The organism is Methylomonas rosea (genome assembly GCF_024505055.1).
GTDB classification, from domain to species: Bacteria; Pseudomonadota; Gammaproteobacteria; order Methylococcales; family Methylomonadaceae; genus Methylomonas; species Methylomonas rosea.
On sequence record NZ_JANIBL010000077.1, the window covers coordinates 1 to 22233 of the forward strand.

The 22233-nt window shown below is 54.1% G+C and carries 22 protein-coding genes; 7 read left to right on the plus strand and 15 right to left on the minus strand.

The genetic code is table 11. The annotated features are described in order from the left end of the window. Nucleotides 1-402 precede the first annotated feature (402 nt). Together NP589_RS19150 and NP589_RS19155 are read left to right on the plus strand one after the other, a co-directional pair. Nucleotides 403-1455, plus strand: a complete 1053-nt coding sequence (locus NP589_RS19150) for a hypothetical protein (protein ID WP_256608401.1) — start codon at nt 403-405, stop codon at nt 1453-1455. A 381-nt stretch (nt 1456-1836) separates the two neighbouring features. After that, on the plus strand, nt 1837-2229 hold the full coding sequence (locus NP589_RS19155) for a hypothetical protein (RefSeq protein WP_256608402.1): 393 nt from the start codon (nt 1837-1839) through the stop codon (nt 2227-2229). Between the two features lie 119 nt (nt 2230-2348). Here NP589_RS19155 and NP589_RS19160 read toward each other — a convergent pair whose 3' ends face one another. Beyond that, nucleotides 2349-2717, minus strand: a complete 369-nt coding sequence (locus NP589_RS19160) for a hypothetical protein (RefSeq protein WP_256608403.1) — start codon at nt 2715-2717, stop codon at nt 2349-2351. Between the two features lie 579 nt (nt 2718-3296). On the opposite strand from NP589_RS19160, the gene NP589_RS19165 reads away from it, so the two are divergent. The 4 genes from NP589_RS19165 (at nt 3297) to NP589_RS19180 (ending at nt 7743) form a co-directional block, all read left to right on the plus strand. Then, nucleotides 3297-3941, plus strand: a complete 645-nt coding sequence (locus NP589_RS19165) for a LuxR C-terminal-related transcriptional regulator (RefSeq protein WP_256608404.1) — start codon at nt 3297-3299, stop codon at nt 3939-3941. Then, entirely contained in the window at nt 3938-5734 is a 1797-nt protein-coding gene (locus tag NP589_RS19170; RefSeq protein WP_256608405.1) for an ATP-binding response regulator, read from the plus strand. The genes NP589_RS19165 and NP589_RS19170 overlap by 4 nt, the downstream gene beginning before the upstream one ends. A gap of 78 nt (nt 5735-5812) precedes the next feature. Next, nucleotides 5813-6865 carry a MerR family transcriptional regulator gene (locus NP589_RS19175; RefSeq protein WP_256608406.1) on the plus strand — a complete coding sequence of 351 codons (1053 nt, stop codon included), beginning with the start codon at nt 5813-5815 and terminating at the stop codon, nt 6863-6865. A gap of 80 nt (nt 6866-6945) precedes the next feature. After that, entirely contained in the window at nt 6946-7743 is a 798-nt protein-coding gene (locus NP589_RS19180) for a hypothetical protein (RefSeq protein WP_256608407.1), read from the plus strand. A 131-nt stretch (nt 7744-7874) separates the two neighbouring features. On the opposite strand, the gene NP589_RS19185 is transcribed toward NP589_RS19180, so the two are convergent. From NP589_RS19185 to NP589_RS19230, 11 genes are all read right to left on the minus strand, one after another. Next, complete coding sequence (locus tag NP589_RS19185; protein WP_256608408.1) at nt 7875-8528, minus strand: hypothetical protein; 654 nt, start codon at nt 8526-8528, stop codon at nt 7875-7877. Nucleotides 8529-8638: 110 nt separating this feature from the next. Beyond that, a complete protein-coding gene (locus NP589_RS19190) occupies nt 8639-9832 on the minus strand; it encodes a porin (RefSeq protein WP_256608409.1) in 1194 nt (397 codons plus the stop codon). Between the two features lie 67 nt (nt 9833-9899). Continuing rightward, on the minus strand, nt 9900-10475 hold the full coding sequence (locus NP589_RS19195) for a hypothetical protein (RefSeq protein WP_256608410.1): 576 nt from the start codon (nt 10473-10475) through the stop codon (nt 9900-9902). Between the two features lie 219 nt (nt 10476-10694). After that, entirely contained in the window at nt 10695-12815 is a 2121-nt protein-coding gene (locus tag NP589_RS19200; RefSeq protein ID WP_256608411.1) for a M13 family metallopeptidase, read from the minus strand. 86 nt (nt 12816-12901) lie between these two features. Next, nucleotides 12902-13930, minus strand: coding sequence for an SH3 domain-containing protein (locus NP589_RS19205; RefSeq protein WP_256608412.1), 1029 nt, complete (start codon nt 13928-13930; stop codon nt 12902-12904). 128 nt (nt 13931-14058) lie between these two features. Next, nucleotides 14059-14724, minus strand: a complete 666-nt coding sequence (locus tag NP589_RS19210; RefSeq protein ID WP_256608413.1) for a hypothetical protein — start codon at nt 14722-14724, stop codon at nt 14059-14061. Between the two features lie 243 nt (nt 14725-14967). Beyond that, nucleotides 14968-16566: a cryptochrome/photolyase family protein gene (locus NP589_RS19215; protein WP_371929695.1), complete on the minus strand. Its 1599-nt coding sequence runs from the start codon at nt 16564-16566 to the stop codon at nt 14968-14970. Beyond that, a complete protein-coding gene (locus tag NP589_RS21805) occupies nt 16500-16649 on the minus strand; it encodes a DUF2256 domain-containing protein (protein ID WP_371929694.1) in 150 nt (49 codons plus the stop codon). Before NP589_RS21805 ends, NP589_RS19215 begins: the two co-directional genes overlap by 67 nt. Continuing rightward, nucleotides 16649-18172 carry an FAD-binding domain-containing protein gene (locus NP589_RS19220; RefSeq protein ID WP_256608415.1) on the minus strand — a complete coding sequence of 508 codons (1524 nt, stop codon included), beginning with the start codon at nt 18170-18172 and terminating at the stop codon, nt 16649-16651. The genes NP589_RS21805 and NP589_RS19220 overlap by 1 nt, the downstream gene beginning before the upstream one ends. Nucleotides 18173-18175: 3 nt before the next feature. Then, nucleotides 18176-18448, minus strand: coding sequence for a TIGR02450 family Trp-rich protein (locus NP589_RS19225; protein WP_256608416.1), 273 nt, complete (start codon nt 18446-18448; stop codon nt 18176-18178). Nucleotides 18449-18496: 48 nt separating this feature from the next. Continuing rightward, on the minus strand, nt 18497-19630 hold the full coding sequence (locus tag NP589_RS19230) for a S1C family serine protease (protein ID WP_256608417.1): 1134 nt from the start codon (nt 19628-19630) through the stop codon (nt 18497-18499). Between the two features lie 274 nt (nt 19631-19904). Here NP589_RS19230 and NP589_RS19235 point away from each other — a divergent pair, with 274 nt between their 5' ends. Continuing rightward, a complete protein-coding gene (locus tag NP589_RS19235; RefSeq protein ID WP_256608418.1) occupies nt 19905-20171 on the plus strand; it encodes a hypothetical protein in 267 nt (88 codons plus the stop codon). Between the two features lie 220 nt (nt 20172-20391). On the opposite strand, the gene tadA is transcribed toward NP589_RS19235, so the two are convergent. The 3 genes from tadA to NP589_RS19250 all read right to left on the minus strand — a co-directional run. Then, nucleotides 20392-20856 carry a tRNA adenosine(34) deaminase TadA gene (tadA, locus tag NP589_RS19240; RefSeq protein WP_256608419.1) on the minus strand — a complete coding sequence of 155 codons (465 nt, stop codon included), beginning with the start codon at nt 20854-20856 and terminating at the stop codon, nt 20392-20394. A 1-nt stretch (nt 20857) separates the two neighbouring features. Next, entirely contained in the window at nt 20858-21826 is a 969-nt protein-coding gene (locus tag NP589_RS19245) for an L-threonylcarbamoyladenylate synthase (protein WP_256608420.1), read from the minus strand. A gap of 151 nt (nt 21827-21977) precedes the next feature. Next, nucleotides 21978-22233: biotin/lipoyl-containing protein (locus tag NP589_RS19250; protein ID WP_305891061.1), on the minus strand; the 256-nt coding region annotated here is incomplete at its 5' end.

Here is a 22233-nt window from a genome sequence, read left to right on the forward strand (position 1 = left end):
TTTGAATTGCTGCGATTATGAAACAGTCCGCCGCCGCACAGGCGGCTTAGAAAGGCAAGACGCGGGTCAATCGCACCACCGAACTGTCCGCCGCCGCACAGGCGGCTTAGAAATACAACTGTCTTAAGTGCGGGACACGCTTCCCGGAATTAGCGGTCATCCCTAGGCCACCTGGTTTCTATCGTAAATTGGTTTTTCCCCGCGCCCAGAGCCCGAACGGTTCTGTCCCTCAGGGCATCTTGAGTCACCGCTCGCGCAACACAACCGCCGCGCAGTTTTTATTAGCCCCCTACAAATAGGCAGGGAACCCTACCAGAGTAGGGTGTTGGGACGCTAGGCAGGTTTGTTAACATGTATTTCGAAGTCCACTATTGGTCCGACAATTTTAAACAGGAATTTGCCATGAAAATCAATCTGAAATCCCTTGCACTAGGCTTAATACTGCCGGTATTGCCGGCTCATGCCAGTGTTATGTATACCTTGGTGGATCTAATGCCGGAGAACACCTCAATAAACTCGGGAGCCGTTTCTGTTAATGATTCCGGGGATGTTTTGGGTTTTACCGGGGGTGGTGAAAGCTTTGTTTATAAAAATAACAATGCAAGCATGCTGTCTGTGCCCAGATATTCCAGCCTTACCGGGCTTAATTCAAGCGGTGTGGTGGTTGGCAATTCCGCGGGGCGCGGCATAGTGCACAGCAATGGTGTTACCCAGACAATCGGCGGTTTCAGCGGCAGTCCTTTTTCCAGTGTGGCCAGTGGCATCAATGACGCCGGGCAGATAGTCGGCAGCGCCTGGAATACCCAAGGAAATCAGCGTGCCATTATTGCCGGCAATGGAAGTTTGACTGATTTGGGTACGTTGAACGGCGGTAGCTGGAGTGCGGGCAATGCGATCAACAGTAGTGGTCAGGTAACCGGTGCAAGTCAGACATCTTATGGTGCTCACGCTTTTGTCACGCGTAACGGCCAAATGGTGGATCTAGGCGCGTTCGCCTGGGGTACCAGTACAGGCTATGCCATAAATGACGCGGGCCAGGTAGCCGGCACATCCCATGTAACCAACAACGAAAAGCACGCGTTCATTACCTCAGTTGACGATCAGATGATTGATATTGGTCTGGCCGGCTACAGTAGCGAGGCATTTGGCATCAATAATACCGGTCAAGCAGTTGGGTATTTTGGCGATAATTCCGGCGGGGCGAAACGAGCGTTTGTAACCATCAACGGTGTCATGACCGACCTGAATACGCTGATTTCAGCAAGTCTCGGCTGGACGCTGATGACAGCTTACGACGTCAATAATAGTGGGCAAATTGTGGGTGTGGGTATTGCCGCAAATGGTGTTCAGCGCGCCTTTCTATTAAATCCGGTCACTTCTGTGCCAATACCCGGCGCAATCTGGTTGTTTGGTTCGGTGTTGCTGGGTTTTGTTTCGTGTCGCATGCGTGCTTAGTTCTGACGCTAGACGGTCTTGGCAGCCACTTCTCCGTAGTCGTCATTGCCGCGGAAGCGGGGAGCCGTTAGACCACGCAGCGAATCCACTGCCGCAATTGGGCTCTTGCCCGCGCAGGACTGACGATTAGCTATTGCTTTTGTCTGTCTGGCCAAGCGCTCAAGTAAGGCAACGATGTAAGAAGACTATAACCGAACGGCCGCTGTGTTTAGGAGCGAAAAAATGCGGCAATCATGGCGGCCCTTCGGAAAGACAAGCAATAACATTCGCTCCCTTCGGTCCTTGGACGGCGCTAATGTGCCGCCAATTAGCTATGCGTTAGGCATATCTTCACGCTCCTATGCCCTGCGTTTCCTTGTCTCGGAGCGGTGGAGAATCAAAATGGTACAAAAACTTCTGACGGTAACGCTCTTGTTGACGTTGTCCGGTTGCGCAACAACGGCTAATAAAACTACAGCTCAAGGAAGCGACAAAGCAGAGAGCAAAATATCGATGGCTATCGGCCGTGAGACCGGTAATTTTAAAATCACCAACGCACAAGCTGTGGAAGCGCCCGCTGGTTATAACGGCATGCAGTACACGGTTAAAACTAACGATGGCGCCACTTTTAAATGCGAAATCTTGGAGCCGTCAGGATTTGGTAAATTCGCGACATGGGGCATGGCCAGCGGCGCGGATGCCATGTGCACGGATTTTACCAAGGGGTCAAGCGACATTGGAAAAACCAACAATGCAAGCTGCAATGCGCTCTTAAAAGCCGCCGGCAAATGCTGACGTAATACCAAGCATGGGGCGCAAGGTGAAGCGCTGCGCCCCTTAGCTTTTCGTTGGACGAATCCACCGCACCTCGTATCCACTAAATCGCAGGGATTTTGATCGGCCGGGCTTGGGTATTATTTAAAGGAACTCTGAATAATAAAACCGAAGTGAGGCGTTGGATTACTGGCAATAATCTGCTCCCCCGTTGCTTTCCGGATAACATAGCCATCAAATATTTTTTCCTGACCACTTTGCAGGTTGCCATACACTTTCACTTTTTCATCCAGAGAAAGGTTTAATTTTTTATTGTCTGGCAACTTTGCTCTGACAAAGATTGAGCCGGAATCGTCTAATAGAGTAAAACCGTTGGCATCGAGCTGGGTGACGGCTCCTTCGATTGTGCTTACCGGTGGTAATGCCAAATTCTTGATTGGTGTCGTGCCGGCACACCCACTCATTGTTAAAACAACTAGAGCCGATAACGATAGAACCTTAGTTTTCATAGCGACTTTTCCTTTTTGTTGATTTGCTGAACGTGATGGATATGGCATCAAATGCTTTGTAAAAAATCGTAATTTGCCGGATATTCGTCATTCGCTGCTCTAATTGATTGTTTTATAAACAGAGTAAGGTCAAAACACTTTATTCCAAAAGTAGTTATTTATTAACCCGGCCCTTAATTATCGTCGCTCCCGCTTTCGCGGGAATGACGGCAACGGGGCCTTTAAGGGCCGGGTTAATTCTACTTTGTCAGATTTCGGGCATCACATTGCCGAAGGTCGTCATTCCGGCATGGATACCCACTTCCCGGCGGGTATGACAGACTTCCTTCTAATCTGACAAAGTAGAATTAACCAATGATCCAAATACTCGGCAATCTGGCTAACGGCTTTAAAGCTGGGCAGCATTATCGGAAGGCGGATGCAGACAGGGAACCCTACCGGAGTAGGGTGTTGGAAATCCGGGGAGGTTTGTTAACATGTAATTATTTTGCATGTTTTTGGGGCGTCTGATTGGGTTCTAAACCAACAGCCGTAAAGCCGGCCTGATGCCGGCTATCGAGCATAGCGGGGATTATTTGCGTGATAAACAGGACTAGCGCGCTGGTGATAGACGACCATCCGTTGTCGGCCAGCGGCATTGCGGAATTTTTGCTTTCCCATTGCGGATTTGCCGCGGCGCGGCCGGTGTCTGACGTCGCCGAATTCTGGGACGCCCTTGATCCTGTCAACCCGCCGTCGCTGGCCGTGGTGGATTTCTGGTTGCCCGACGGCGCGTCACTGGGCTTGCTGGCGGAATTGAAACAGCGCTACCCGACCATACGCCTCTTGGCCATCAGCGCCGACGACGACGCGGCGGTGCTGGACAAGGTAAGGCTAGCCGGGGCAGACGGCTTTTTGCATAAACAAGAATCGCCGGAGGTTTTCGGCCGGGCCGTTGCCGCGCTTTTGCAGGGCGATAGTTGGTTTCATGGTGGCGTAAAGTTCGCCGGGCGCGAGTTTCCGAATAAGGAACTGCCGGTCACCGCTGCTGAACTGGGGCTAACCGCCCGCCAGGGCCAAGTGTTGGCAATGATGTTAAAGGGTTTACCCAATAAGCGCATTGCCCTGAACCTGTCCTTATCCGAGCAAACCGTCAAGGAGCATGTGAGCGGTATTCTGGAGCGGCTGGGTGCGCGAAACCGAATAGAAGTTATTACCCGGTTGCGTGGCAGGAGGCTGGAGTGAAGGCTACAAAACCCAAGATTGCTTTCGCGGATGTTGGCGCCGATGGTCAGACTCGGCTGTTGGATATGAGCTATGGTCGTTTGGTTACTGGTATTAGCACCGTTCCGATTTCCGGAATGGCTTTCGGCTATTGGCAGTACAGCCTGGGATTGAACCCTCATGGTATGTGGCTTTGGACCTTGTCTTATCTTTTGGCTGGAGTGGCGGTGCGCTTGCAGCATGTCCAATACCGCCAAGACCGTGAGCAATGCTCAAGTGAACAAGCTCTCGGCAAGTGGCTGCCACTTGTTTCCCGAGTTGCCGTTTTACATGGGCTGGGACTGGCAGCCACCGGCGTGATTACCGCGGGCAGAGTGCCTTTTGAATTTACCTTGCTGCAAGCCGTCATCATCACCGCCATCGTAGCGGCCAATGCCTCGCAACTGTCGCCGGTTTTGGGTATCTATCGGCGTTTCGCGAATGCGGCTTGGTTGCCTTGCATGGCGATCGCACCTTGGGCATTTCCGGATCATTGGCTACTGGTGCTGCCACTGTCGGGGGTGATGCTTTTCACTTTAGACCGGCAAGCCTTGGTTTCCCACGGCTTTTTTTTGCAGCAGATAAAGTTGGAAGAAGATAGCGCCAAGTTGGCCGAAAATTATCGGCTTGCCAAGGATGAAGCCGAAGCGGCCTTACGCGCCAAGAACCAGTTCCTCACCACCGCCAGCCACGATTTGCGCCAGCCGGTGCATGCCATGGGCTTTTTGATCGAATCCATTTCCCGGCGCAATCAGGAGCCGGCGTTGCAGCCGGCTTTGCAAGATCTGCAACAAAGCGTGCAATCGATTACGCAGATGTTCAATTCGCTGCTGGATTTGTCCAGAATCGAGTTGGGCGCCCAGCCGGTGAATCTGCAAACCGTGGCGCTGGACCCGTTGATGAGCGGTGTCGCCACGCTGTTTAGGGAAGAAGCCCGCTCTCGGCAAATCGATCTCAGAGTGCGGTTGAGCGGCGGCCGCGCGTTAGTCACCGCCGACGCCATGTTGCTGCGCCAGTCCATGATCAACCTGATGCAAAATGCCTTGCGCTATACGCAAAGCGGCGGCGTGTTGATGGCGGTCCGACGTCGGGGTACCGACTGGCAATTCGAGGTGTGGGACACCGGCGTCGGCATTGCGGAAGACGATCAGCAACGCATCTATTCGCCATTCTTTCGGCCGGAACATGCCTGGCGTATCGACAATGCCGGTCACGGTTTGGGCTTGGCGGTGGTGGCGCGTTGCGCGGATTTGATGGCGGCAAGTCAGGGTTTAAGTTCCCGGGAAGGCCGTGGCTCACGTTTCTGGTTGCGATTGCCGGCCGCGGCGCCACTCACCGAGCAGCGGCCGGCAGTGCGCGAGCAGACCTTATTGGCCGAACATGGCGAAACGTTGGGTGGCCGTTGCCTGGTGATCGACGACGAACCGCAAGTGCGCAACGCCTGGCAAGCTTTGTTGAGTGCCTGGGGTGTGGAGACGGCTTGCGCGGCATCGGCTAATGAAGCGCTGGGCTTGCTTGATGGCGGCTTTGAGCCGCAGGCGATCTTTTGCGACCAGCGCCTGCGCTCCGGCGAAAGCGGTTTCGAGTTGTTGCAAGCCTTGCTGGAACGTTGTCCGGAGGCCGCAGGGGCGATGATCAGCGGCGAATTCGACTCGCCGGCCCTGGCGCAAGCCGAGCAGGAGGGGTACTTGGTTTTGCATAAGCCTTTGGACCCAGTGGCCCTATACGCCTTGCTTAGCAGGTTGTTGCCTGCGGTTGCCTCTGACTATTCCTGATGGATGCTACACCGGCCCTTGACCCTGACGCAACGTCACGCTCTATGCTGGCGGCACGCATAACGAAGGAACCAAGCCATGTTGCTTAAAGTGGGCGATCTTGCCAAACGTTGCGGGCTGACGGTCCGTACTTTGCATCACTACGACAGCATCGGTTTGCTTAAGCCTTCCGCGCGTTCCGATAGCGGCTACCGGCTGTATAACCGGGCCGACATTTCCAGATTGCATCAAATTCAAGCCTTACGACGGTTTGGTTTGTCGCTGGCCGATATCGGAAACATTTTGGCAAACCCCGGACTGAATCTCGCGACTATCGTCGAACGGCAGATTGAAGCCCTGGATCAACAAATCGCGCAAAGCCAAGCATTGCGCGACCGCTTGTCCGGGCTGCAACTGCAATTGATGCGTGGAGAAGAGCCGGAGCTTGCCGATTGGCTAACTACTTTGGAGATGATGACCATGTACGACAAATATTTTTCTGCCAACGACCTGAAGCGCTTGCCGCTACTGGATATAGATGAGAACTCCACCGCCGGCGAATGGGCGGCTCTGGTTCAAGCGGTGCATGAAGCAATGCGGGCCGGGATCGAGCCGGACAGCGACGAGGCCCAGGCGTTGGCAACGCAGTGGATAGGCATGTTAGAGCGCGACACCCAAGGCGATCCACGGCTGCTGGTGAAACTCAACGCGATGATGTACGGCGAACCGACGGTACAAGCTAAAACCGGCGTGACGCCGGAACTCGTTGCTTACATCCGGCAAGCATTCATCGAAACCAAATTGACGATCTACGAAAAATACCTGGCACCGGATGAATTCAGCTTCATGCGCGAGCACTACGGCCAGCGCGCCGACGAGTGGCCGCCGTTGATCGCCGCGATACGCCAACACAGGGAAGACGGCACGCCGCCGAACGATTCGCGGATGCAGCAGCTGGCGCGGACTTGGCTGGAATTGTTCCGTGCCTACGCCGGCGATAATCCGGAAACGCATGCCAAAATTCGTGCTGCGAATCAAGCCGAACCCTACCTGTTCTTTGGTACGTTTATCGATCAGCCGTTGTTGGCTTACGTGTTTCAGGCGATGGCCGAACTGCGTCAAGGCCCGTTACCGGGGAGCGGTGTCGCCTAGTAGTTTGGCCCTGAAATTTCCGGTCGCCGATTCCCACGAGAGCGGGAGAGACGATATTTCTCATAACTTACGGAGTATTCATGACCCTAAAAACTCAAGTTCGCAAGCTGGCTGCCCGGAACCTTGTTGCCGGTTGGCCTTTGGTTTGGATGCTTATGGTCGGGTGGCCGGCCGGCGCACAAGCATCTTATATCTGTCCCAACGGACCAGGGCCTGGCGAAGTGCAGCTGGGCATCACGGGCGGTTCGCATGGCGTCGCCGCGATGCCGGTCTGTGAAGAGAATATTAACAATGTCTACGAATCCGCCGAAGATGCCGAAGCTCCGGCACCACGCGCCGATCCTTTGCAAACGCGTATCGGTGCGATGAGTTCGGTGCTGGAAGCAATGTCCATGGGCTATGACCGCTTGCACGCCGCGCTCAACAAAGACCCGGAACTTAAAGCCATGGGCAATGGCATGTGGCAATATCAGCAAAACGGGCAACCGCCACGTCCGGGTGAAGGTTGCAGCGCGCTGTATACCAACCTGAAAGGCGCGCTGGTCTTGTCCGGCCCCGATGGCGACTATAAAGGCGCGCTGATGACTTTTTGGGGGCCGTATATTCCCAGCCCTCAAGCGGTCGGCACCATCAAGGTTACGCTGGATCAAGCGGACGGCCAGCCGCAAACGGTAACCGCCTTCAACTATGCCTCGCCAAACGGCAAGGTCGGCGCTATTGTGCTGGCGGTGCCGACGATACAGGCACTATTGGATAATATGACCGACCAACAATCTTTTGATATTGCTATCGACGGCAAATCCGTGATTCATCTTGAATGGCAACACGGACTGGCCGCGCGCGACCAGTTACGCCGCTGCGTTGCCGGGCAAGGTTGAGGATGATCTATCCGCAGTTTCTGGCGGCAGAACCATTCAGCCTTCGATAGGCTCGGGACGAATGGTTAATCCTTCACTAAACGGCATTGGGATCTGTCGCACAACGTCAAAATGCCCGGCAACAGATGCGATTACAACGCGCCTTCCGAACCGGTGAATTCAACCCCGGATACCTTGCCTTTCTTATCAGAAAAGCATTTCCATGGCGCAGTGGCGTCGGGGACTTGCACCATAATCGCCATACCTGCTTCCGATGAGAATACGTCGCTAACCTTCAGAAGGCTTTTGTCCTTGCCCACTTGTTTGGCAACCGCATCCAGACAGGCTTTTTCCGCTACGCCGGTTTCGCTCACTTTACCGGCCGCACCACCCGTCTTACCTGAGGCGGGAATACCCACTTTGAGCGTGTATTTCACCGGCTTGCCAGTGTCTTTCGCGCCACCCTTCAGATACACACGAATAATGTAATCGCCATCTTTGGGCAGCGTGCCGGAATAATGGTTGCCTTCATTCATCCCCACAAAAAGGGCTTCAGAGGTGCTGCCGGGCGGCACTACATTGAAAAATGCCGCACCTTTGCCGGCTTTAAAATCAACATTCAGGGTTTGTCCGGCACTTGCTCGCAACACATGGTCAATGTCTTCACCGCCTTTGACCGTGCCGCTGATAGTGGTACCTGATTTGCCTTTTGCGAACTGAACTTGTTTGGTCGCCGCTCCCGCTGCGCCAACTAAACTGACCACTAACAGGGCGCTGGTGAATAAGGTGCTTATTGTTTTTTTCATTTCGGCATACTCCGTTGTTTCACGTTAGATTACTTTAAAGATTTTAAAGACAAGCGTCTTGCTGAACACTGGACAGGTTTCTGTCGCGCCAACCGGCCAATGCGCAGCTGTCAAAAATGCAAAATGACATCCGCTGAAAAGGTAAATTGATCCCCCTGATTGCCGCTATCGAAGGCTCTGGCGCCGTCAGCCCAGTCGTAACGCACTTCAGGACGCACATTGACCCATTGCATCGGCTTCCAATTCACGCCACCGGTCAGGGCATAATAACTGGAGGCGCCATTCAACGGACCGCCGCGAGTGTTTTGCGTCACCCGTACGCCATCGGCATCGCGAAACCATTCCGCGCGCAGGCCGGCCGCCAATTTGTCGTCTATATCAAACAGCAAATAATTGTTCACACCGTACCAATCCGCCGTGCCGCCACCCAGTTGAGCCATGTTGTCTTGAAAGGCGTAATCTTGCTGGAAGGTGTAATGCAGGAACGGGGCAAAGTCGTGGTTAAACAAAAACGTGTATCGGGTGCGGTTGCTCGATTTAGAGTCATCGTAAGGGCCGGTCACAATGTGCAAACTGGACGAGGTAGTGCTTAAATCATTTTTCCAGCTGACACCGCCTAAATAATTCCAGGCCCCGGAATCGCGAGTGATATTGTCCCAACCCATTACGGCGCCGGAATCGATGCTGAAATTCTGGTTGATAGGGTAATTCAACAGTACGCCGCTATGGGTAAACGGACCTGCCCAGGTAAAGCTGTAATTTCTGGAGTAGAAAAAGTTACTCGGCGCCATTACGCCTTCTTTGCCGACGATGGTGTAGAAGTGACCGGCTTTTATGCTCAGGCCATTGCCTATCGGCGCCAGGATTTCCGCGTAAGCTTGCGGAAAGGCGATGTCATAGAAACGCTCGTTTTCGCTATCGATCAGCCTTGAGTCCCAGTGATTGTAAGCTTGGGTCTTATAGGCATCGGTACCGAACATGAAATCCACGCGCCCGCCAAAATCCCAGGCATGTTTTTTACGATCGACAGCCTTTTCGGCAAATAAATACAATTGATTCATTTGCAGCTCGGAATCCCTATCGGCGTAGGACGTGGGGCCGTTGGATTTGTCTTCCGGATCGTTGGCGTTGTAAGTCACGCCGGTATCAACCCAACCGCCCACGCGTAAATTCCAGTTCTTGAATGACGACGAACGGTTGATGCCGTCGAATATAAGGCCATCTTCACTGGCGGCGGCAGTGCCGGGCAGGGTGATGACTAGTAAGGTACAGGCTAGTGGTGTTAATGCTGATATTGTTCTCATGTGTTGACCTCATCGATGATGGTTAAGTCTTTGTTTTTATAATTACTCAAGAGCGGTAATAGCGTTACTACAATTGGCCCGATTCCGGTTGATCGGCATTTATGATGTTGAGTGAGAGTCCTGTGGTTTGTTGTTCAAGCACCGGTGCGTCCGTTATCAACAGAGTGGTGCCGGGAGTCAGAATGTCATAAAGCGCGTTGGCGAAGCGAGGGGGCAATAAAATACTGTCCGCACGCGCCGAATTTAAGAGTTGTTTGTCTTCACTGAAGTGTCCGGGAATACCAACAGCCAACCAACGATGTGCCGGTGCTTTTTGTAAAAGTAGACTAAATCTCGTGCCTTTACCCTCCTGCATAATGAATGCATGGGTACCGACTTGCCGAGCGGACGTTTTAATCGCCAATGTCGAACGGCCAATCTCGATGCCGTTGCGATATATGTAGGCTTTTTGCTCGACAAGGCTTACCAAGACCACGATAGGCCCCGCCGACGCCGCGTCCCCCTTCCAAATAAATTCGCCGGGATTGAGCATCACCGGCACTGTATCGACGGACCTAGAATTTCTGTTGCCCCAAAAAGGCGTAGCAAGTGCCGTTGAGGTGATTAGAAAGCTGGAAACAAGGCAAAATAAAGTGCGAAACATACGAATAATTGCCGCTCAGTTGCGAATATCAGTTAATGAAATTACCTTGCCGCAGCTTACATGGCAGGAGATAAAGGCAGTAATAACAGCTTTGTTCATAAATTCTCCTGATTATTAAGAGGCTTCAGGTAAATCAAAAAATTCGTCATGTCCTCTGGGATGCGGGCATCCAGTGCCATGGACGGCAACTTCCCGCAGCCAAGCTGAGATTGAGTAGGCTTACCAAATACTGATCCTGTCCTCTTTGGGTAAATACAATGCATGCTCTTTGCTCACCCCAAACGCCTCATACCAAGGATCGAAATTGCGCAAAATGCCATTGGTTCTGAATTGGCCGGGGCTGTGCACGTCGATCATCGCCAACATACGCGCCAGGTCGTCGGTGGCCTTGTTTCGCCATACCTGGGCGAAACCCAGGAAAAAGCGCTGATTGCCGGTAAAGCCATCCAATACTGGCGCTTCACCATTGGGATAACGGGCGGCGGCATATTTTTGATAAGCCGTGTAGGCCAGGGAAACGCCGCCCATGTCGCCAATATTCTCGCCCAGGGTCAACTGACCATTCAGATGTAGGCCTTGGATGGGTTCGTAAGCGTTGTATTGGGTCACCAGGCGTTTGGTTTTGGCTTCGAAGTTCTGCCGTGAGGCTTTCTGCCACCAGTTGCGCAGTCTGCCGCTACCGTCATATTGACTGCCCTGGTCATCGAAACCGTGACTGATCTCGTGACCGATGACTGCGCCGATGGCACCGAAATTGACCGCCGGATCGGCCTCAGGGTTAAAAAACGGCGGTTGCAGAATGGCAGCCAGGAACACGATTTCATTCAGGTCCGGCGAATAAAAGGCATTGATTTCCTGCGGGTCGTGCCCCCACTCCCAGCGGCGTACCGGTTCCCTGAGTTGGGCAATGGCGTCATCGCGCTTCCATTTGGAGACTGCATGAATGTTCCCCACCAAATCATCTTTGGTCATTTTCACTGTACTGTAGTCGTGCCATTGCTCGGGATAGCCGATCTGGACGGTAAAGCTCGCCAACTTCTCCAAAGCCGCTTTGCGGGTAATCTCATCCATCCAGTCCAGTTTCTGCAGATGCTCTTTCATGGCGTCCACGATAAAGCTAACCATTTCCAGGGTTTTGGCTTTGGATTCGGGAGGGAAGTGGCGCGCTACATAGAGCTTGCCGATTTGTTCGCCCAAGACGGTGTTGACGAATTCTACCGCCCGCTCTTCCAGCGGTCGCGGCTGAGGTATGCCCTGCAAGCGGCGGGAAAACAGATCAAAACCGGCATCGACCCAAGCATCTGACAAGATGCCGGCGTGGTTATTCAGATAATGAAAGGCCACATAGTCTCGCAAGGTGCCAACCGGCGTTTTGGCATAGACCGCCGCCATACCTTTAACCGCGCTATCGGTGGTTGCTTGTACGGTATTTACATCGCCAAAGCCGGCGCCCGCCAGAAAATCCGCCCAGTCAAAGCCCGGTGCATAGGCGATCAGTTGCTCTTTACTCATCACGTGATAGCGCTTGATTGGATCGCGCTTTTGCTCGCTAGACCAGTGATGTTTCGCCAGCTTCATTTCAAAGTCGAAGATAGCCTTGGCGCGCTGCTTGGCATTGGGTAGCTCGGCGCGTTGCAGTGCGCCTTCTATATAACTTAAGTAGGCCTTGCGGTGGCCGGCAAACGGTTCGCCGGTTCTCAGATAATAATCGCGGTTGGGTAAACCCAGGCCAGATTGTAAGATCTCTAGGATATATTTTTGCGGATTACCTGAGTCGATAGTAGGGCTCGTCGCGAACAAAGAACCGTAGGCCGGCTTAGCCATTTTGCCCGCCAATTCGCTGCGAGAGTTGGTCGACAAAATGTTATCCAGATCAGCTTTCAAACTGCTAATTCCGCGTTGATTGCGTCCCGCGATATCGAGATAACTGGTGTATAGGTCGGCAATTTTCTGCTGGCTGGAACCCGGCTGGGCATTTTTGTTTACCGCCTCTTGGATGATGGCGGCAATCTGTTTCTCGGTGCTTAACCGGAGTTCGGTAAAAGCTTCTACGCCGGATAGCCCTTGCGGAATTTTGGCCGTATCCAGCCAGCCTTTATTGACATAGCGGTAAAAGTCGTCGCCTGGCTGAATGTCCTTGGCAATATTTTGGGTATCGATTCCCCAATTCTTGGTCTGGGCGGTCGGCTGGGCCGTGGTTTGCGGTGATTGCTCGGCGGTCGGTTCCGGTTTGGTGGTCTGATTGCAGCCAGTCACGGCTAAACAGCCCGTCATCAGTAAAGTAGGCAAAGTCCAAAGACTAGCGCTAATTTGTGCTTCAGTATGCTTACGTTTTGCCATGATCGATTCCTAAATTGGGTTTGGTCCTAAGTCGATAGCTGGAGTTGAAATCTAAATAGTGGGTAAAGCAGGCAAAGTGGCAGGTTTTAACCTCCGGATAACAAGGCTTCGGGAATTTCGTAGCGTTCTTCGCCACCGATCCTAATCAAAAATAGATCGCCGGAACGTTCGAAAGTCAATGCTGCATTGGCATCGGATGAAACGGGTTGGCCGGACGCAAACTCTATGCGTCGTTCGCCGTGCCCATGCCTTTTGATCCATACCACGGCATGGCCGGTACCTTGGCGAATAACCCCGAACGGACAGTTTCGGGTAGGCTGCCCGCTTTCCCACGCGCAGGGAACGTCTCCGGTGGCATGAAAAGGCTGGCCGTTACCGATGACCTGATCCGATGACAGCGTGGCATCGTGCCCAGGGGCGCCGGTTTCTCGGAGGAAACGCCCGGCGACCCAGCCGCTGAGCTGGTTGCCGTCGGTGGTCTCCACCTTGCACCAGCGCGCTCCGCCCGCCAGCGTGCAACCCTGATTGCGCAGTACCAAATCGTTCGATAACCGGCTAAGGACTTTACTTTGTGCCGTGTGATGTTCGCGCAGATTTAACGAGTCGCCTGGCTTAAGGCCGGTAACCGCCCAGAAATCCGGCCCGCCGCCGAAGCCGTCGGCAAAATCCTTGGCGGGCGCGACAACGCTTGATCCAGGGCCAAAAATATTCAAAGACAGTTTGTAAGAGGCCACTTCATTGCGCTGCGCCGCGTTGCCGGTCAAATATACTCGAATGCTGTAGTCGCCATCGGCAGGCAGCTTGGCTTCGAACGTATTTCCCGCGACCGAACCGAGGTACATCGCGGAATTGGCTCCCGGCGCCGTAACGTTGAAATGGTTGCCGGCGTTGTTGGTCTCTAAACCCACAATCATGTGCTGCCCCGCCTTGGCGTTAAGGATGTAATCGACGGTTTCCGAGCCCCGGACACTGTTTTCGATCACAGTACCGTTATTGCCCTCGCCAAAAGTTACGCGTTCACGGCGGATGTCTATTGCGCAGACGTCATGAGCCGCCAACAAAAGAAGCAGACAGGCGTTAACCAAAAATAACCGAAACGTAACCGCAGTTTGCATGAGCAGATTCCCCGGTTGTGACCATGTAGCCCGCTAACGAATGCAGTCAGCGTAGTGTGGATTTGGCAATTAACCGTCAACGCCAGTTACAGCAGACATTGCGTTAGGTGAGCTTATAATTTTTTTATTTAGTTGCAGGCATCCGCCGCCGTATAAACTATCGACTGGTAGCGGCCATCGTTGGTGACGATGGAGACGCAAGACCCACTGTGGTTTTCTCGCCAGAAGTCGGTTTGGCCATAGCCGGATGTGGATGCGCGCGCGAATTGGTAGCCGCGCCTGGATAACTCACCTTCAGCCTGCCCGGCCCGCGCGCCGACCATATCGGACAAGGAGCTTGGCGTTTGCCCGAAGTGACTGTTATTACCGTTATTGTAGCGTTGGTTGTTGTCGTAATTGTTGTTGTAGGTATCGCCGTGATCATGGTGCCGGCTGTAATGATTGCCCGGTGCGTTTTCACAATCTTTAGTGCTTTTCAGATGGATTTTATGGACCTTGTTATTCTCTTCCTCGAATTCATAGCACTCTTTTTTTTGTTCGTTAAACCACCAGCTATGTGAACCTTCCCGTCCGTACTCACTGTATCCGCGATCACGTAATTCACTTTCCGCCTGGTAAACGTTTTTATTCTTTAAGTCATAGACCAATATGGTTTTGAGTTCTTGGGCGGCGTTGTGGCCGTTGTGGTTATAAGAACTCCCCTGTGAATTTGCAGGATTGACAACACAGCCGCTCATGCCCATCAATGCAGCAATGGCAGTCGGAATTGTCAGTAATTTGCATCTGTGCAGCATGATACTCTCCTATGATGGCAACGAATGTAGCGGTCATTTTCCAACCGAGAATCCGCAGAACGGATTGAGTTATGTCAATAAGATTTTCACCAAAAACAGATCAAATTTGTTGACAACAAAAACTTAGCTGATTTTTGAACCAGGTCAATAATAATTTTAGGCAGATTGCCAAGTGGGCCAAACGAAGAGCACTTATGAGTTGTTGGTCAGCCCGTTTTTTCGCAAGCCAAATTACTCCGCTCTTTAAATACCGTTTTTCTCCCAATCTACCAGCAATTCTTCGGCGCGCAATGTCATCGCCTCGCGTTCGGTAGCTGCAAAGCGATCCAGATTGCGGTACACCATGCCCAGGCGTGGGTTGCGGCTCAGCTTGTCGCGATGGCGCATAAAAAAATGCCAATACAAAGCATTAAACGGGCAGGCACGGTCACCGGTACGGGCTTTTTTGTCGTAGAAGCAGCCTTTGCAATAATCGCTCATGCGGTCGATGTAAGCGGCGCTGGACACATACGGCTTGGTTGCCAGCAAGCCGCCGTCGGCGAACTGACTCATACCCAGCGTGTTGGGTAATTCCACCCACTCGAACGCGTCGATATACACTCCCAGATACCAGCGATGCACCGCATCCGGGGCCAAGCCCGCCAATAGTGCGAAATTACCGATCACCATCAGTCGTTGGATGTGATGGGCATAGGCATATTGCAGTGATTGGCCGATGGCCGCCGCCAGACAATTCATCCGGGTTTCGCCGGTCCAGAACCAGGATGGCAAAAGCCGGTCATGGTCGAAGTAATTGTGCGCGGCGTAAGCCGGCATCTTTGCCCAGTAAACACCGCGCACGTATTCGCGCCAACCGAGAATCTGGCGAATGAAGCCTTCGGCGGCCGGCAGGGGTGCGTGGCCTTCGAGATATGCATGTTCGGCCCGTTCGACCACTTCGCGGGGATTGAGCATTTTGGTATTCAGGGCAAACGACAATAGTGAATGAAACAGCCGCCAACTGCGCCGGCTCATCGCATCCTGAAAATCGCCGAACTGCGGCAGGCCTTCGGCGATGAAGGCTTCGAGTTGCTGCAAGGCTTCTGCACGATTCAGCGGCCAGCGGAAATCATCGGCGTCCGCGGTGCCAAAACTGTTGACGCCGGCCGCGACGATGTCCTGCCATAGCGCGGTATGATTGTGGCGAGGTCTAGTGTCAACCGGCACCGCCGGCACGCCGGGCCAAGTCTTGCGGTTGTCGTGGTCGAAATTCCATTGCCCGCCGACCGGGCGTTGGTTCTCTTCCAGTAATACGTTGTGTTTGACGCGCATGCGCCGATAGAACATTTCCATCAGCCAATGTGCCTTCGCGCCGAATAGCTGCGCCGCTTCGTCGCGTTGGCTATAGAAATGTTCGCTGTCGCAAGCTTGGCTGCTGATAGCCAAGTTTTGGCAATAGGCCCGTAATTGCTGGTCCAGTCGCCATTCGTCGGGGAACTGGTACTCAAAATGCTGGGCCTCATATACAGCGATCAAGCCATCCAGATTGGTAGTCAGCGATTGCCGATTATCGCTGTCGTCGATTTTCAGGTAATGCACACGATGCCCCCGAGCCGTCAAACTCTCGGCAAAATCGCGCATTGCCGCGAAAATACCGATGATTTTTTGCGTATGGTGCAGCACATAATCGGTTTCCTGGCGGATTTCCATCAGCGTGTAGACCACCTTGCTATCGGTTTGCGCAAACCAGCTGTGGAGTGGATTTAACTGATCGCCCAGAATCAGACGCAGGATGGTCATGCTGTCGCCAGCGTGCCCCGCTGCCGGCGGCAACGCTCCGAGCAATATTTCACGGCATCCCAATCTTTGGCCCATTTTTTCCGCCAAACGAAAGGGCGGCCGCAGACGGCGCAGGGTTTGGCGGGTAAGAAGGCTTTTTGATGCATCAAAACTCCAGCTGGGTTTGTACCCAGTCGCCGGCCTCGACTTTAGTTTTACGGCGCCGAGTGGGCAGTTTACGCGAGCCGTGTTTTTCAACGATGGCGGCCTTGGCGGCTTTTACCTCGGCGCGGCCACGCACCTGGTAAAGACGGGCCTTGGCTTGGCGGGTGGCCCATTCAAGATCGACCAGCGGTGCGGCAATATCGACATCGACGACCACGCCGCATTGCTGTTGCAGTTTTAACGGCATGCGCCACGGCTCGAATAGCCATTCCGGCGGCACCCGGCGCAAGGCCGGCAGCCAATGCCTTACAAAATGGCCTTGAGGATCGTGGTCGCGGGCCTGTTTGATCGGGTTATACACCCGCGTGGTGTTAATGCCGGTGGTGCCGGCCTGCATTTGCATCTGGCTCCAGTGGATACCCGGCTCATAATCCAGAAATTGCTGCGCCAGCCACGTGCCGACCGGCTGCCAATGCAACCACAGCGGATAACTGGCTACCGAAACCAGCATCGCCCGCATCCGGAAATTCAGCCAGCCGGTTTGATTCAGCATGGCCACGCAGGCGTCGACCAGCGGCCATCCCGTGCGGCCGGCCGTCAATGCCTGAAAATGCGCTGGGGTCCAGTCCGCTTCGCGCAAGCCGTCATAGCCGCGATGCTGATTGGCAAATTCCAGTTCCGGCTCGCTTTCCAGCTTTTGCATGAAATGGCAATGCCAATACAAGCGGCTAACGAAGGCCGTCAAGCCGGCACGACGGGCATCGCCGCGAGGTAAAGCATAGAGCTGGCGGCGGGTGGCTTGCACCACCTCGCGCAGACTCAAACAGCCGAAGGCCAGATACGCAGACAGCCGAGAGCAGGCTGTCGGTGCGGATAAGGGCGAGGAGATGCCGCCGCGATAAGAACCGCTACGGTCGAATAAAAAATCACGTAATGTATCGATGCCTTGGCGGCGACCACCCTTTTGGCGCAGCGGTGGATCGGGTTGGATTAACCCCAGAGATTGCGGCTCGGGCAAGATCAGCGGTTCAGATGCCGCTATCCAATCACAAGAGGGTGGATCTAGGCACGGTTCGGCCATCAACGCTTCCCAATGCACTTTCCACAAGTCGCGATTTTTCAAGCGCCGCACCACGCCGAACTGCGCAAATTCATGCCATTTTAAGTTGCGCGCCCGGCACCAGCGTTGCACCGCTAAATCGCGCTGAAAGCTCAGCCAGTTACCGGTTTCCTGATGCGAATACAAGGCTGGGAATGCGGATTCTTGCCAAAGCCGCTCCAGCACGTCCACTGCCTCGCCCACTTCGATGCGTAAACCGCCGCCGCGTTTGCGCAAAACGGCATCCAAATCAAACAGGCTTTCGCGTAAAAATAGGTAGTGTTGCGTGGCCGCATCGGCTGCTGCCCACAGGCTGGGTTCGATGATAAACACGCACAGCACCGGGCCGTTGCGGCTGGCGTGTAACAGCGGCGCATGGTCGTGCACGCGCAGATCGCGCTTGAACCAGACCAGGTGGTAGCTCATCGCTTAATGCCAGCCCTGGCGCCAGGTCTCGGTATCGCGCAAATCCCGCCACGGCATGATTTGCGTCCGCTTGCTAAACACCGCCTCCAACTCGATCAGCTCCAGCGGTGCATTCGGGTCTTCCGGTAGCAACAGCTTGCTGACAATGAAGTGTTTTTCCTTGTGTTGCGGGGCAACGGCGGTCCATTTGCTCAGCAACAATTTGTTCGGGTTCAGCCTGGGTGATTTGGCGGTCGGCATGGCTTGGTCTGCTTGAGGAATGTAGTTTCCGAGCATACCAGCCGATCCCGAAATGGCGAGATCGGCGCCACGCGGCTGACTAAATCAATTTCCCGGCTGTAAGGTCACGTCGACTTCCCGCGCTTTGCCCTGGTTGATCACCCGGACTTTCACGATATCGCCGACCTTCTGGTCGTCCAGGCGGGCGAACAGTTTTGACAGCGAGTCGGTGTCCTTGCCGTTGATGGCGACGATGATGTCGCCCGGTATCACGCCGTTCGCTGTTATCGATACACCCTGTAAACCGGCTTTATCCGCCCCCGAACCGGGCTGCACCCGCAATACCGCTACGCCGGCCGTGCCGGTCAAGGCCGCCAACTGCTCGTTCATCTGCTGGTCTATTTCGATGCCCAGGGCCGGACGGATGTATTTGCCTTGTTTAATCAATTCCGGCACGACCCGCATCACCGTGTCCACCGGCACCGCGAAACCGATGCCGGCCGAGGCGCCGCTCGGGCTGTAGATTGCAGTATTGATACCGATCAGCCGGCCGGCGGAATCCAGCAGCGGGCCGCCGGAGTTGCCTGGATTAATGGCTGCATCGGTTTGGATCAAATGTTCGACGGCCGGCCCCTCTTGGCCGCCCAGCGAGCGGTCCAATGCGGAGACGATGCCGCTGGTCAAGGTCCAGTCCAGACCGAACGGGTTACCGATAGCGAATACTTTTTGCCCGACCTTTAAGTCGCGGCTGGTGCCGACTGGCACGGGCGGCGGCCGTTTGAAGCCGACACCGATTTTCAGCACCGCAATATCATGCACTTGACTGGCGCCGACCAACGCAGCCTTGTAATCGCGGCCGTCGGCCAGTTTTACCGTGGCTTCATTGGCGCCGGCGATGACGTGGAAGTTGGTCACCACATGGCCGGCTTCGTCCCAGATAAATCCCGAACCGGTGCCTTTGGGAACCGAAAACACGTCGCGGGTCCAGACATTGCGCACCAGCTCGGCGGTGGTGATGTAAACCACCGAGTCGCGGGATTTTTCAAACAATTCGATGGTGCTCTTTTCGTCCGCCGCCAAATCACCTCGCGCCGCGATGGTTCTGACCGGGGTGGATTCGGTCGCCGGCGTTCCCGGCTGCCAATGCCATAGCAGTATCAGCACAGCCGCCACCGCGCCGACGGCGAACACGCGTTTAATGAATACATCGGATGAATGGGGATGATTTTGATATTGCATGTCGGCCTCCGGCTGGTCGGTTCCCATCTAGGACCGTGGGAACGGATGAAAACTATTGCAAACGGCGGCATTGCTGGACATTCGATTCCAATACGCCGCTACCTCGGCAAAATGGTAGCGCGGCTATCAAATTTCAAGCGAGTTAGACTGATGTGATGACGGCTTGCCCGGAAGGCACGCTTGCTGTCAGTAGGCCGTGAATTTGGGAACTATAGTAAATTTACAAAGTCTCAAAACCGCCTGGATCCTTTGCTACTGGATAGGAGTGATCATTATGAAAAGAGTTAACAACACAATAAAACTCGTCATATTTGCTGTTTTGAGTATGGGGTTAACAAGCGCTGCTATTGCGGAACATCATGAAAGCGCCAAGCTAAAAGCGCAATTACAAACCGAGGACGAAGCTGAAGTGGAGCTTTACGATTACCATTCGGGTGTTACGTATACCGGTACGCTACAACGTTTTATGTTTCATCGGCATTTAGAAAACGTAGTCGAAGAGCCTGAGGATAAACATTCAGAATCGGCGCAAATTAAGTAACATCGCTGTCGAATGCAGAGCTTGCGACACTTACCGCCGCGATTTCGGCTAGTACATACCAATTAAAAAAGCCGGCTCGTCAAGTAATTACAGATTTAAGAGGGTTGTTATCAGAGTATTTAACGCATCAATAACTGCAAGCGGATCCAGGCAATCGGCAGGCAGCTGTTTGAAACGATATCAGAGAGGCAAAGAGAACAGATTGCTCGGGCCGGATGAATTATCGACCTTTCGACTGATTGCGTCTGGCCCTGAAAAAATCGCTGAGAAGTTCCGCGCAATCCGCCTCCAGAATTCCCCCCGTCCATTCCACGCTATGATTTAAAAAGGCGGCGTCGCTGAGTTGCAGAGCGTGGCAGACTGCGCCGCGTTTGGGATCGTAGGCGCCGAATACCAGACGCTTGACGCGGGCGTGGGCGATGGCGCCCATGCACATCACGCAGGGTTCCAGCGTGACATAGAGGGTCGTGTCGATCAGTCGATAATTGTTTAAGATCTGGCCGGCTTTACGTAGCGCGATGATCTCGGCGTGGGCGGTGGGGTCGTTATTTTGGATGGGCTGATTCCAGCCTTCGGCGATGCAGCGGTTGTTGTACACCAGCACGGCGCCGACCGGGACCTCGCCTTGGCTTTCGGCGCGCTGCGCCAGACGGATGGCATGCCGCAGCCATTCCTCGTCGGTCATCTTAAACCGTGGCTTTATTCAGGCGGTCGTTAACGGCTGCCCAGGCTTCGTTGTCGGGCGGCTGTTCGATCAAGATGGTATCGAGTTGCAGATTATCCAGGGCACGTAGCGAACTGTATAAGGCTGGTTCGTAAAGTTCGGCATCGGCCGGTAATCTCAGCAAATGCAGGCAGGGAATCTCGGCAATTTCGGCGCTAAACGCCAGGATGCCGATGTGTTTGCCTTGCGCGCACAAATCGTCGGTCATGGTGATTAAGGTGTCGGCCGGGCACAGCAAGGCCATGGTATTGGGTGCGTAATGCACCGCCATCATACCGGGTGCGCGGATCTTGCTTTGCGCCGACAGGCGTACGTCGGTTTGCAGCACCGCTTTCAGTTGGCTACGGGTAATGCGGCCGGGTCTGAGGATGGCGGGGATACCGTCGCTAAGGTCGATGATGGTCGACTCCACGCCCACCGAACAAGGTCCGCCGTCCAGGATGCAACCCACGCTATCGCCAAGTTCTTCCGCGACATGCTCGGCTTGCGTGGGGCTGATATGGCCGAAGCGATTGGCCGACGGCGCCGCGATCCCGCCGCCGAAGGCCTGTAATAGTTGTAAAGCAACCGGATTGGCCGGCACCCGCAAGCCCACCGTATCCTGGCCGCCGGTAACGGCGGATGGTACGGTCGATTTTTTGTTCAATATCATCGTTAACGGGCCGGGCCAGAAGTGTTCGGCCAGCCGTAATGCCGTTTCCGGCACGGCTTCAGCCCAATCGTGAATTTGCGCGGCGCAGGCAATATGCACGATCAAGGGATGATCGGCCGGCCGGCCTTTCGCGGCAAATATTTTGGCAACCGCATCGGGGTTGGCTGCATCCGCGCCCAGTCCGTAAACGGTTTCGGTGGGAAAGGCGACCAATTGGCCCTGCCGTAACAGTTCGACGGCGTGGCGGATGGATTCTTCGGTTACGGGTTTAGGATTCAAAGTAATCAGGCGAAAGATGAAAATCTGAAAAGACGAGCAGCCACCATAATTGTAGTGGCGAATTCATTTGCCAAAGTAAACGGCTAGAAATATATAAAAGCCATCCTCACGGCAAACGCGCCATTTTACCTTTCGCCTTTAGTCTTTTCTCCTAATTAATTTCCACCAACACTTCATTAGGGTTAACCGCGTCACCTTTTGCGACATAAATTGCCTTGACTATGCCGGCTACCGGTGCAGTGATCTCGGTTTCCATTTTCATGGCTTCTGTGACCAGCAGAGATTGCCCGGCGTTGACTTTTTGGCCTTCCTTGACCAGAACGTCGATGATATTGCACGGCATGCTGGTGACCACGTCGCCCGGCTCGCTGGGCCGGCGGCGCTTGCTGGCGATGGCGCTTTGCACC

Excerpts from the sequence above, each read along its gene's own strand:
- NP589_RS19155 (WP_256608402.1), top strand. The coding sequence starts at position 1,837 with ATGGTACAAAAACTTCTGACGGTAACGCTCTTGTTGACGTTGTCCGGT.
- NP589_RS19230 (WP_256608417.1), bottom strand. The coding sequence starts at position 19,630 with ATGCAATATCAAAATCATCCCCATTCATCCGATGTATTCATTAAACGC.
- NP589_RS19205 (WP_256608412.1), bottom strand. The coding sequence starts at position 13,930 with ATGCAAACTGCGGTTACGTTTCGGTTATTTTTGGTTAACGCCTGTCTG.
- NP589_RS19150 (WP_256608401.1), top strand. The coding sequence starts at position 403 with ATGAAAATCAATCTGAAATCCCTTGCACTAGGCTTAATACTGCCGGTA.
- NP589_RS19190 (WP_256608409.1), bottom strand. The coding sequence starts at position 9,832 with ATGAGAACAATATCAGCATTAACACCACTAGCCTGTACCTTACTAGTC.
- NP589_RS19210 (WP_256608413.1), bottom strand. The coding sequence starts at position 14,724 with ATGCTGCACAGATGCAAATTACTGACAATTCCGACTGCCATTGCTGCA.
- NP589_RS19195 (WP_256608410.1), bottom strand. The coding sequence starts at position 10,475 with ATGTTTCGCACTTTATTTTGCCTTGTTTCCAGCTTTCTAATCACCTCA.
- NP589_RS21805 (WP_371929694.1), bottom strand. The coding sequence starts at position 16,649 with ATGCATCAAAAAGCCTTCTTACCCGCCAAACCCTGCGCCGTCTGCGGC.
- NP589_RS19200 (WP_256608411.1), bottom strand. The coding sequence starts at position 12,815 with ATGGCAAAACGTAAGCATACTGAAGCACAAATTAGCGCTAGTCTTTGG.
- NP589_RS19225 (WP_256608416.1), bottom strand. The coding sequence starts at position 18,448 with ATGCTCGGAAACTACATTCCTCAAGCAGACCAAGCCATGCCGACCGCC.
- NP589_RS19235 (WP_256608418.1), top strand. The coding sequence starts at position 19,905 with ATGAAAAGAGTTAACAACACAATAAAACTCGTCATATTTGCTGTTTTG.
- NP589_RS19175 (WP_256608406.1), top strand. The coding sequence starts at position 5,813 with ATGTTGCTTAAAGTGGGCGATCTTGCCAAACGTTGCGGGCTGACGGTC.
- NP589_RS19185 (WP_256608408.1), bottom strand. The coding sequence starts at position 8,528 with ATGAAAAAAACAATAAGCACCTTATTCACCAGCGCCCTGTTAGTGGTC.
- NP589_RS19160 (WP_256608403.1), bottom strand. The coding sequence starts at position 2,717 with ATGAAAACTAAGGTTCTATCGTTATCGGCTCTAGTTGTTTTAACAATG.
- tadA (WP_256608419.1), bottom strand. The coding sequence starts at position 20,856 with ATGACCGACGAGGAATGGCTGCGGCATGCCATCCGTCTGGCGCAGCGC.
- NP589_RS19220 (WP_256608415.1), bottom strand. The coding sequence starts at position 18,172 with ATGAGCTACCACCTGGTCTGGTTCAAGCGCGATCTGCGCGTGCACGAC.
- NP589_RS19180 (WP_256608407.1), top strand. The coding sequence starts at position 6,946 with ATGACCCTAAAAACTCAAGTTCGCAAGCTGGCTGCCCGGAACCTTGTT.